Raw genomic sequence first — 10,837 nt, 5'->3', positions numbered from 1 at the left:
CAACCGTTTATTTTTCGATGTTTTCCGTCTCCGGAAAGCGCCGAAAAATGACCCGGCTTACTGCTTGTTTCGAGGCGCGCATTCTACAGTGAATCGCCTGCCTGTCAACTGCTTTCTGAAGAATTTTGAAACTCATTTTCTTCAGCGCTTTCAAACAGTTATCTTTCGATTTCTGAGCCGCCTCAGCGGTGCTCCCCTCGAAAGAGATGCGCATTCTACAGACCTGCCCGAGGGTGTCAACGGCGATTCTGGAAAAAACTCAAAATCGCCCAAAATCGATCAGACAGTAATCAGAACCCGGGCAATCTTCTTCTTACCAGCCTGGATTACGCAATCATCGCCTTCCACAAACATCCGATCGCCTTCGAATTTCTGACCATCGACAAATACCGCACCGCGCCCCAGGACATCCCTGGCTGCTGCGCCGTTCTTTACCAAGCCCGCCAGGCGAAGCACCGCCGCCATGGGAATCTCGGACTGCCCCTCCAAAGACACCTCAACAGTCGGCACATTGTCAGGGATCTCGCCGAGAGCCACTCGGTTACCGGCGGACTTGTGAGCAGTCCGGGCTGCCTCTTCATCGTGAAAGCGGGTAATAATCTCTTCCGCAAGAAGCTTTTTATAGTCCTGGGGATTGGCGCCACCAGCAACGGCCTTTCGGAACTCGTCCACTTCAGCAAGCGGCCGGAAGCTCAACAGCTCAAAGTAGCGCCACAGGAGGTCATCCGGCATGGAAAGCAGCTTGGTGTACATTTCGCCAGGCGAGTCGTTTACGCCTACATAGTTGCCCAGAGACTTGGACATCTTCTGGACACCATCGAGGCCCTCCAGAATTGGCATGGTGAGGATCACCTGCGGCGACTGGCCGTATTGCTTCTGCAAAATACGCCCCATCAGGAGATTGAACTTCTGGTCGGTACCGCCCAGCTCAACATCCGCCTCCATGGCCACGGAGTCGTATCCCTGAACCAGAGGATAGAGGAACTCGTGAATCGCAATCGCCTGCTCGGCACGGTAGCGCTTAGTGAAGTCATCCCTCTCCAGCATGCGCGCAACGGTGTATTGTCCCGCCAGCTTGATCATATCCGCGGCGCTCATCTTGCCCATCCAGTCGGAATTGAACATGACGCGCGTTTTTGCGGGATCAAGAATTTTGAACACCTGCTCTTTATAGCTGACCGCGTTCTCGGCAACCTGCTGCCCTGTTAGAGGAGGACGTGTGGCGCTTTTACCGGTGGGGTCGCCGATCATTCCGGTGAAATCTCCAATCAGAAACATCACTTCGTGACCAAGATCCTGGAACTGCCGCAGCTTGTTAATAAGAACGGTGTGCCCAAGATGAAGGTCCGGCGCAGTGGGGTCGAAACCCGCCTTAATCCGCAGCGGACGACCTTCCTTCAATTTTTCGATGAGCTCATCTTCCGGAATGAGTTCGTCTACGCCTCGCTTGATTATCGCCAACGCTTCATCAATGGATGCCATGAACAACACGTCCCCGCTTTGATCTTGGAAAGATTCTGTCAGTTACAGAGTTCAACAAAAGAAATCTGTGAGTTACCTGTTCCCCTGCTACAGTATGTTGACCAGAATTTGACCAACACCGACTTTGCAGGGCGGCGTATTATAACAACGCTGTCAAAAGAAATCCGGAGGATGGAACAGCAACCGTAATGTTCCACGCTGTCCCGCATGCATTTTATACGGTAATCTGTTGGACTATACTTGAACAACAGCTTTAATTAGGTAGTACAAGCTGCCGTAATACCGATTAAAACGGGTGCGATACGTGCTGAAAATGTTTCCTAAAACTCACATTACCATTGCTGCCGCGGTTACCGTCGTTGTTACTGCTGCCATTCTTATGAGCCCCAGCAGCAACGTTGAAGCCAAACGGATGTCCTATGCCCTGGACCTGGAGCAAGGCACCGTTTCCGAAACCGGCGCAGCGCCGGAGCAAGCAACCCCGCCAGAGGCTTCCGTTGCAGACACTCAGCCGAAAGCGCCTGAATCCGATGTCGCGACAGAGGCCACGCAGCAGGCGAGACTTTCCGCTCCCGAACAACCTGTCGCTCCGAAGCCGCCGGAACTCGAATGGCAAACCTTCGCGATCAAGTCTGGTGACACGCTCTCCTCTCTGTTCAAGAAAGCTGGCTTTAATGATGGCATCATGCTCTCGGTTATTCATGGCGACGGTGAGGCCGAAAAACTTCAGCGCCTGTACGCCGGCGAGACCATTCGTTTTGCGACAACCGAAGACGGCGGGCTTGCTGCCGTTGACTTGCAAAGGAACCGACTGGAAACCCTGAAGATTAGCAAAGAGGGCGAAAGCTTTACCGGCGAAACCGAAGTTCGCAAACCGGAAGCGCGGCCAGCCTTTGCATCAGGCACCATCGACGGGTCCCTCTATCTGGCTGCGCGCGAAGCGGGCCTTAACGACAGCCTGACCATGGAACTGGCCGGCATTTTCGGCTGGGATATCGACTTTGTTTACGATGTCCGAAAGGGCGACCAATTCGAAGTGGTTTATGAAGAACTCTACCTGGACGGCGAAAAGTTCGACACCGGCCGGATCCTGTCTGCACGATTTGTTAACCGCGGCGAAGAAAACCTCGCACTGCTTTATACCGACAGCAATGGCGATAGCGATTACTACGCCCCCAATGGCAAGAGCATGCGCAAGGCATTCCTTCGAACCCCCATCAATGCCCGGATTTCTTCTCCGTTCAACCTTCAGCGCCGCCATCCCGTTCTGGACGTTGTGCGTCCGCATGAAGGCACCGATTACGCAGCGCCTCCCGGCACCCCCATCAAGGCGGCAGGTTCCGGTCGGGTGAAATTTGCCGGCTGGAAGGGCGGTTACGGACGAACCGTTATCCTCCAGCACGGTGACAACATCACCACGCTGTATGCGCATATGAGCCGCTTGGGCAAAGGCATCAAGAATGGCACCCGTGTCAAGCAGGGCCAGACCGTCGGACATGTTGGCTCGTCGGGCATGGTTACCGGACCTCACCTACACTACGAGTTCAGGCTGAACGGGGCGCCGCGCAACTCCCGCACGGTCAAGTTACCGGACGCCAAGCCCATTCCGTCTTCCGAGATGGCCCGGTTCAAACAATTCACCGAACAACGAATCGCACAGTTTGACGTGTTCCGCGAGAGCTATCAGCAACTCGCACTGGCTTCAGACGACTGAGCGACAAATGGAAGCCTGGATTGGATTGATGTCAGGCACCAGCATGGACGGCATTGATGCCGTGCTGGTGTCTTTCGGCCACAGTGCCGTAAAAATCCACGCATCACACACGATCCCCTACCCCGATCAGATTCGCCACCGACTGATTGCCGCCAGCCAGAACCAGGCCGAACCCGACGAAATCGGCGAACTGGACACTCTGGTCGGCACACTGTTTGCCCAGGCCGCGGACGCGGTCATACAAAGGTCGGAATTCGATCGCGCAAAAATTCTCGGCATTGGCAGCCATGGACAAACCATTCGGCACCAGCCGTCCGGCGCCGCACCTTTCTCCATACAGATCGGCAATCCTTCCGTGCTGTCCGAAGCCACCAACATTACAACGGTTGCGGATTTCCGACGACGGGACATGGCCGCCGGAGGCCAGGGCGCACCGCTGGTCCCAGCCTTCCACAAGGCCTTTTTCAGCTCAGACACGGAAAACCGCTGCATTCTCAATCTCGGCGGAATCGCCAATATCACCTGGCTCCCGGCCAGTGACGACATACCCGCAACCGGTTTTGACACGGGGCCTGCCAATGCGCTGATGGATGCCTGGTGCCTGGACCAGACCGGGCTGCCTTTCGACAGCGACGGTCATTGGGCCCTGGAAGGCTCGATTAACCAGGAGCTTCTTGATGACATGCTTTCCGACGCCTACTTCTCGAAGGCACCACCGAAAAGCACGGGCAAAGAGCGGTTCAATCTTGACTGGGTAAAAACACTGGTAAGCCGCCACCCGGGCATTCCAGCCGAAGATATTCAGAGGACCTTGCTGGAATTGACCGTTAAAAGCGTCGTTCAGCAACTGCCCAAGATCTCGGATCTCAGGATTTACGTGTGCGGTGGCGGGGCACGCAATCCGCTGCTGATGGATGCATTCGCCAAAGCGCTTCCCGGCGTCTCGCTCTCACTCACATCGGAACTGGGAGTAGACCCTCAAATGGTGGAGCCTGTTGCCTTTGCCTGGCTGGCAAGGCAGGCACTGGAAGGAAAGCCCGGAAACCTGCCGGACGTAACCGGGGCAGCTGGCCCTCGTATTCTGGGCGCCATCTACCCGGCCTGAAGCCACGGCCGATCAGATAGAGAAGGAGCTACCACACCCGCAGGTGGAACTGGCATTGGGATTCTGGACCACGAACTGCGAGCCTTGCAGGCCTTCCTGATAATCAATGGTAGCGCCCACCAGGTACTGGTAACTCATCGGATCCACCAAAAGAGAAACCCCGTCACGCTCGATCACGGTGTCCTCCTCGTCCTGGCTTTCATCAAACGAGAAGCCGTACTGAAATCCGGAGCAGCCCCCGCCCGTCACAAAGACACGGAGTTTGAGTTCGGGGTTCTCCTCTTCCTCAATCAACTCACGTACTTTGGCAACGGCACTGTCACTGAAGAACAGCGGTGTGGCTATTTGTTGCTGAACTGCGCTCAAGTTCGCCTCCGGATTATTATGAACAACTCAGGCGATTATGGTATTCCTGACTAAAACAATCAACTATTCGGACTTTCCACCATCGTCCGGACCACTGGGCTCCGCGGCTGAATCGCCAACGGAAGCCTGCTTTTCGCCGGATCCGGCGGATTTGGAATCCTGGGAGAGCAACCCGACCGGCTCCCGCTGATGCACCAGATTTCCGTTTACAGACGCACCCATCGCCATTTCAATGAGATTGTAGTAAACGCTGCCATTGATAGAAGCTTTTTCCGCCAGTTCAAGATGTGCCGATGCGTAAACATCGCCATTCACGGTCCCGTTGATAATGACGTGAGGCGCATTGATATCTCCCGTCACTTCCCCAACTTCTGAAATCCTCAGTACCGCGTCGGTGCCCTCATCGGCAACTACCTTGCCGCGAATCCGGCCATCCACGTGAAGCCCGCCGCTGAAATGCACATCGCCTTCAACCGTCGTGCGGGAAGAAATCAGGGTGTCAAAATGGCCCGTGGGCCGGCGCGGCTTCTGCTTTTTTTTGCCAAGCATGTCAGTTCTCCGTTAAATCGTCCCAGTTAAAGGTGCGCTCGGCTTGCGAGGATTTTTTGCCCTCTGCCTGGGCAACCACCTGGATCTCAAGTGGCTCAAATTGTTCCGGTAGTTTCAGGGCGCCTTCAACATCCTGAAAGTACCGGAAACGGAATTTCACACCGAGATCGGCTATGTCCTCAGAGAGATCACGCAAGGCGATGACCTCTTTTTCCTCATCACGCAAACCAATGACATTGACCGCCACCACACCGGAAATGTAGCTCTTGTTGTTGCCGACCTGGGTCAGCACCAGCTTGAAGTCATAAATTTCCTGATTGCGGGCCCGAACCAGTGTAAAGCTGTCTACCTGAAGCCCCTTGCTGGTTTCCGAAGGAGCCATGATGTTTTTATAGAAAGTCAGGTCCGATTGCAGTGACACAATGCGGGTTTCCAGATTCACGATGGTTTTTCGCGCCTGGTTCAGTGCCTGCTCGTCAATCACCTGCCCACGCTCCAGGTTGATCAGCTGCTGCCGAGCCTTGCGATAATCATCCCGGAGCTTCTCGACCTCGTTTTCAAGCGCCTGGTTCGACTCCTCGGCACTGGAAAAACGGAAACCGCCCTGGGCAAGCCCGGTGGCATACCCTGCAACCGCAGCCACCACGGTAAAAACCAGAAGGATGGCTGTTCTGCGCAGGCGATAACCCGGTCGATGCCGGATGACCACATACTCTTCAGCCGGCTTTCGCTGTTCGCTCACAATTTTCCCTTGGGTATCAAGGCAAAAGCGCCGGGGCCTCAAGCCCCATGGTTTCTTTCAGGCCAAACATGATGTTCATATTCTGGACCGCCTGCCCGGCTGCACCTTTAACCAGGTTATCGATGACAGAAGAGACAATAACAATGTTGCTCTGCTCTTGCCTGTGCAGCGCCATGCGACACTGGTTCGCCCCACGCACGCTCCGGGTTTCCGGATGGCTGCCGAAAGCCATCACATCGACAAAAGGCTCGTCACTAAAACGCTGCTCGAACAGGGTCTGGAGCCGATCAAAGTCCGCCGGGTTCTGCAGCTCGGCGTAAAGCGTCGCCTCGATACCGCGGATCATCGGGATCAGGTGGGGCACGAACGTTACACCCACATCACCGCCGGCAGCGCCACACAAACCCTGCCGGATTTCCGGCAGATGACGATGACCCGAGGCGCCGTAGGCCTTGAAGCTTTCACCGATCTCCCCGTGAAGCATGCCGATCTTGCCCTGCCTGCCCGCGCCGCTGGCGCCGGATTTGGCATCGGCGATCAGGCGGCTGGGATCCACCAGCCCCTGCTCCAGCAGTGGGAGGAACCCCAGCTGAACCGCTGTCGGGTAGCAACCCGGGTTGGCAACCAGTTGAGCAGTGCGGATTTCATCGCGCACCACTTCCGGCAACCCGTAGACCGCCTTCTCCGCCCATTCCGGGCTCTCATGGGCCATGCCATACCAGTTGGCCCAGACATCCAGATCTTTCAGACGGAAATCGGCGGACAGATCCACCACACGCACGCCGGCGGACATAAGTTCCGGCACCATTCTCATGGCCACGCCATGGGGCGTGGCGAAGAACACCAGATCGCAGGCCCCAAGCACATTAACGTCCGGCTCCGAAAACGCGAGATCGTAGTGGCCGCGCAAATTGGGGTACATATCCGCGACCGGCATGCCCGCCTCGGACCGGGAGGTAATGCAACTGACCGAAACTTCAGGATGAACCGCGAGAATTCTCAGCAGTTCCACACCGGTGTAGCCGGTGCCACCAACGATGCCTACTTTAATCACCATTTTCTCCAGCGACGTCGTATCAGAATTAAGAGCTTTAACGCCGTAGTCTACCATGATAAACCAATGACTTATTGCAGCCCTCAGGGCGACCGTTACAATGTTGTCAGAATCCTTCTGACAGACCACCCAAATCCACCGGAACTCTGGCCTCATGCAGAAAATCTGGCACCAGATTACCGAGCATCTGATCCCTGTTTTCCGGCGCCGACTATCCGGTGTTGATGCTTTGCCGCAACTGGCCGTGCTCGGCCTGCTGTCCGGATTGATAACCGGGGGCGTGATCCTGGTTTTTCGCCTGGCTATCGAATGGCCCCTTGAGCATTTCCTGCCCGGGGATGGCTCAGAATCCTTCGAACAACTGGACCTGCTGACCCGTGGACTCCTGCCCCTGGCTGGCGCACTCGGTCTGGGGCTGCTGATGCATCGTCTGGCCACCCACGACCGCAAGGTCGGGATTGTGCATGTAATGGAGCGCCTGAATTACCACCAGGGCTACATTTCAATGCGCAGCGCGATCGTGCAGTTCATCTCGGGCGTTGCCACCGTGATCAGTGGTCAGTCGGCCGGTCGTGAGGGGCCCGCCGTGCACCTGGGAGCGGCTTTTTCCAGCCTGATGGGGCAATGGATGCGGCTGCCGAACAACAGCATCCGGACACTGGTGGCCTGCGGTTGTGCGGCCGCCATTTCAGCCTCTTTCAACACGCCGATCTCCGGCGTCATCTTCGCCATGGAAGTGGTGATGATGGAATACACCATTGCCGGTTTTACACCGATCATCCTGGCCTCTGTCAGCGCCGCCATTGTTACCCAGGCGGTCTATGGCACAGAGCCGGCCTTTAACGTGCCGGCACTGACCATGAACTCGTTAACGGAAATCCCTTGGATACTCGCCATAGCGGTGATTATCGGCATCTCGGCCGCGCTGTTTATCCAGCTGGTCGACACCATGGGCAAGCACCACCACCGTCCGGTTCTGTTGCGCATCACCATTGCGGGCCTTCTGATGGTGCCATTCGCCATTTTTATTCCGGAAACCATGGGTATCGGTTACGACACCGTCAACGAAACCATTAACGGCGAACTCGGGTTCTGGCTCCTGCTCGGAGCCGGCGCCGCCAAACTGGTAATTACATCACTCTCCATCGGGCTGGGCATGCCCAGTGGCGTGATCGGTCCCACTCTGTTTATGGGGGCAACCCTGGGTGGCGCCATGGGGCTGATTGGCGCCCAGATCATGCCCGAGCAGGCTTCCTCCGTCGGCTTTTACGCCATGCTCGGCATGGGAGCCATGATGGGGGCCGTACTGCAGGCGCCACTCGCAGCCCTGATGGCATTGATGGAGCTCACGCGAAACCCCAATATCATTCTTCCGGGCATGCTGATTATTACCACCTCAAGCCTGGTTACCAGCGAGGCCTTCGGCAAAAGATCGCTATTCCTGACCATTCTCAAGAACCAGGGGCTTAGTTATCAGAACTCCCCGGTGATTCAGGCGCTGCGACGGGTATCGGTTGGCGCGATCATGGACCGTAGTATCTTGCGCACCGAGCGGCATCTGACTGTGGAAGAGGCGCGAAAAGTCCTGAAATCCGAGCCAAAGTGGCTGGTGGTTGAGGGCAGCAGCGGGCCGACCGCCCTGTTGCCGGCCGTGGATCTGGCCAGATACCTGGAGGACACGGAGAAGCTGGTATCCGAGGAAGAGACCGAACCGCCGGAGGCCATTGACCTGATGGACATACCCGCGAACCGTCGTGACGTTGCCCCGGTGCAATATCAGGCCACCCTGGAGGAGGCATTAAACGAGTTTGAAGCAACCAATGCCGAGGCCCTCTACGTACAACGTCATGTTGCGCCATTGATTCAGCGGGTTTACGGCGTGGTGCTGAAATCCGATATCGAAAGTTACTACCAATACCGACGGAGCTGACGAATGCTGTGGGTGAAAGCCTTCCATATTATTTCACTGGTGTGCTGGTTCGCCGGCATTTTTTATCTGCCCAGGCTGTTCGTCTACCACGCGGCCTGCGAGGACGAGCCCGGTCGTGAGCGCTTCAAGATCATGGAACGCAAGCTTTACCGGGGCATTACCACCCCTTCAATGGTCGCCACCGTCGTCTTCGGTGTCTGGTTGATCAGTTACAATGCCTCCGGCTATTTCAGCCAGGGCTGGATGCATGCCAAGCTATTTCTGGTGGCCATTCTGATCATTTACCATTTCTACTGCGGGCACCTTGTAAAGGTCTTCCGGGACGACCAGAACACCAGAAGCCACGTGTTTTATCGGTGGTTCAACGAACTGCCGGTGCTGATTCTTCTGGCCGTTGTTATCCTGGCTGTTGTCAAACCGTTTTGAGGAGCTGAGTCATCAAACGCTATACCCGACCACAGGTTCTGATTCTTTCCGGCCTTGATCCGTCCGGCGGCGCTGGCATTCAGGCCGACATCCAGGCGGTCACCTCCCTCGGCTGTCATCCCTTGCCGGTTCTTGCCTGCCTCACCGTGCAGGATACCCGTAACGTTTATGGCGCCGAGCCCGTATCGGCGGATCTGATCCAAAAGCAACTCCAGTGTCTCGCCGATGATTCGCCGATTCATGCGATCAAAACCGGTGCCCTGGGCAATGCTGCGGTGGTGGATGTGCTCGTGGATTTCATACGTAAACACCCGGGCATTCCGGTGATTACCGACCCGGTGATCAAGGCCGCAGGTGGCGGTGATCTGGCCGACGACGAATTGGTCAGCGCCATGAAGGAGAAGCTCTTCCCCCTGGCCGAGATGATCACGCCCAACGGCGTCGAACTGGCAATGCTGGGCAACAGTGAAAACGCCGATCAGGCCGCTGACAATCTGTTGAAGGGCGGCTGCGAATCCGTGCTGGCCACCGGTGGGCACGGCACCGGCATTCACATTATCAACACGCTCTATAATCACGCCCCTGAGCCCATGCGCTGGGAAATTGAACGCATCGGTGGCGAGTACCATGGCACCGGCTGTACCCTGGCAGCGGCCATTTCTGCCGGCAGGGCCTCCGGGCTGTCGCCCCGCGCCGCCATTTCCCAGGCCCAGAACTATGTCCATCGCGCCATCCTGCACGCCCTGGAAGTCGGCAAAGGCCAGCCGGTTCCGGATCGAGGCATTCTGTGGGAGCGATGAGTAAAGGGCTGCGCCCGGGGCTTTACGCGATTACCGACAGCGTACTGACACCGCCCGAAACGCTGATCGAATCGGTTGAGGCTGCGCTTCGGGGCGGCGCGGTCATGGTACAATACCGTGAAAAGAGCGCGCCGATGGCCGAACGGTTTTCCCAGGCGGCAAGTTTGCAGGCTGTATGCCGAAATGCGGGCGTTCCGTTGCTGATCAATGACGACCCGGGTCTGGCGAAACGGGTCGGTGCTGCCGGGGTACACATGGGGCAGACGGACGGTTCAGTGGCGGAGGCCCGCCGGCTTCTCGGTGATGGGGCCATAGTCGGCATAACCTGTCACGCCGATCTCGCACTTGCGAAGGCTGCACTGGAAGCGGGCGCAGACTATCTGGCGTTCGGGCGATTTTATACCTCATCGACCAAACCCGGCGCCCCGGCAGCGCCTCCCGGTGTACTGACCGAAGCGAAGCATTTCGGCCTCCCGATCACCGGCATTGGCGGGGTGACCACAGACAACGGCGAACTTCTTATCCGTGCCGGCGCCGACATGCTCGCCGTGGTAGGGGGTCTGTTTGGCGGCGACACTGACAACATTGAGATGCGAGCCAAAGCTTTTAAGCGCCTGTTCGCAAGCCATCACCCACTTTTTTCACTTCCAGAATAACAGGAGCCCAGAT

At 56.8% G+C, this 10,837-nt stretch carries 11 protein-coding genes; 6 read left to right on the top strand and 5 right to left on the bottom strand.

The genetic code is table 11. The features are described from left to right. Positions 1-279: 279 nt before the first annotated feature. Positions 280-1,482: a tyrosine--tRNA ligase gene (gene tyrS / locus ACWJ62_RS18280; RefSeq protein WP_449287474.1), complete on the bottom strand. Its 1,203-nt coding sequence runs from the start codon at positions 1,480-1,482 to the stop codon at positions 280-282. Positions 1,483-1,786: 304 nt separating this feature from the next. Here tyrS and ACWJ62_RS18275 point away from each other — a divergent pair, with 304 nt between their 5' ends. Both ACWJ62_RS18275 and ACWJ62_RS18270 read left to right on the top strand, forming a co-directional pair. Continuing rightward, positions 1,787-3,196, top strand: a complete 1,410-nt coding sequence (locus ACWJ62_RS18275) for a peptidoglycan DD-metalloendopeptidase family protein (protein WP_449287473.1) — start codon at positions 1,787-1,789, stop codon at positions 3,194-3,196. A 7-nt stretch (positions 3,197-3,203) separates the two neighbouring features. Beyond that, complete coding sequence (locus ACWJ62_RS18270) at positions 3,204-4,301, top strand: anhydro-N-acetylmuramic acid kinase (protein ID WP_449287472.1); 1,098 nt, start codon at positions 3,204-3,206, stop codon at positions 4,299-4,301. A gap of 12 nt (positions 4,302-4,313) precedes the next feature. On the opposite strand, the gene erpA is transcribed toward ACWJ62_RS18270, so the two are convergent. From erpA to argC, 4 genes are all read right to left on the bottom strand, one after another. Then, complete coding sequence (gene erpA / locus ACWJ62_RS18265; protein ID WP_008173146.1) at positions 4,314-4,667, bottom strand: iron-sulfur cluster insertion protein ErpA; 354 nt, start codon at positions 4,665-4,667, stop codon at positions 4,314-4,316. A 63-nt stretch (positions 4,668-4,730) separates the two neighbouring features. Further along, positions 4,731-5,216 (bottom strand): bactofilin family protein, encoded by a 486-nt coding sequence (locus ACWJ62_RS18260; RefSeq protein ID WP_449287471.1) that lies wholly within the window; start codon positions 5,214-5,216, stop codon positions 4,731-4,733. A 1-nt stretch (position 5,217) separates the two neighbouring features. After that, positions 5,218-5,958: a DUF6776 family protein gene (locus ACWJ62_RS18255; RefSeq protein WP_449287470.1), complete on the bottom strand. Its 741-nt coding sequence runs from the start codon at positions 5,956-5,958 to the stop codon at positions 5,218-5,220. Positions 5,959-5,974: 16 nt separating this feature from the next. Next, a complete protein-coding gene (gene argC / locus ACWJ62_RS18250; protein WP_449287479.1) occupies positions 5,975-7,012 on the bottom strand; it encodes an N-acetyl-gamma-glutamyl-phosphate reductase in 1,038 nt (345 codons plus the stop codon). A 154-nt stretch (positions 7,013-7,166) separates the two neighbouring features. Between argC and ACWJ62_RS18245 the strand changes: the two genes are divergently transcribed. The 4 genes from ACWJ62_RS18245 to thiE are packed head-to-tail and all read left to right on the top strand — an operon-like array spanning position 7,167 to position 10,824. Continuing rightward, a complete protein-coding gene (locus ACWJ62_RS18245) occupies positions 7,167-8,942 on the top strand; it encodes a chloride channel protein (protein WP_449287469.1) in 1,776 nt (591 codons plus the stop codon). A 3-nt stretch (positions 8,943-8,945) separates the two neighbouring features. Further along, entirely contained in the window at positions 8,946-9,368 is a 423-nt protein-coding gene (hemJ, locus tag ACWJ62_RS18240) for a protoporphyrinogen oxidase HemJ (RefSeq protein WP_449287468.1), read from the top strand. A 41-nt stretch (positions 9,369-9,409) separates the two neighbouring features. Beyond that, positions 9,410-10,168, top strand: a complete 759-nt coding sequence (gene thiD, locus ACWJ62_RS18235) for a bifunctional hydroxymethylpyrimidine kinase/phosphomethylpyrimidine kinase (RefSeq protein WP_449287478.1) — start codon at positions 9,410-9,412, stop codon at positions 10,166-10,168. Beyond that, positions 10,165-10,824, top strand: a complete 660-nt coding sequence (gene thiE, locus ACWJ62_RS18230; RefSeq protein ID WP_449287467.1) for a thiamine phosphate synthase — start codon at positions 10,165-10,167, stop codon at positions 10,822-10,824. The genes thiD and thiE overlap by 4 nt, the downstream gene beginning before the upstream one ends. Positions 10,825-10,837: the final 13 nt, after the last annotated feature.

This window comes from Marinobacter sp. PE14 (assembly GCF_053566155.1).
Note: the sequence above shows the minus strand (reverse complement) of the source record. Positions and strands in the feature narration are given on the sequence as shown.

Coding starts and splice junctions, on each gene's coding strand:
- tyrS (WP_449287474.1), bottom strand. CDS start 1,482: ATGGCATCCATTGATGAAGCGTTGGCGATAATCAAGCGAGGCGTAGAC.
- ACWJ62_RS18270 (WP_449287472.1), top strand. CDS start 3,204: ATGGAAGCCTGGATTGGATTGATGTCAGGCACCAGCATGGACGGCATT.
- ACWJ62_RS18260 (WP_449287471.1), bottom strand. CDS start 5,216: ATGCTTGGCAAAAAAAAGCAGAAGCCGCGCCGGCCCACGGGCCATTTT.
- ACWJ62_RS18245 (WP_449287469.1), top strand. CDS start 7,167: ATGCAGAAAATCTGGCACCAGATTACCGAGCATCTGATCCCTGTTTTC.
- hemJ (WP_449287468.1), top strand. CDS start 8,946: ATGCTGTGGGTGAAAGCCTTCCATATTATTTCACTGGTGTGCTGGTTC.
- thiE (WP_449287467.1), top strand. CDS start 10,165: ATGAGTAAAGGGCTGCGCCCGGGGCTTTACGCGATTACCGACAGCGTA.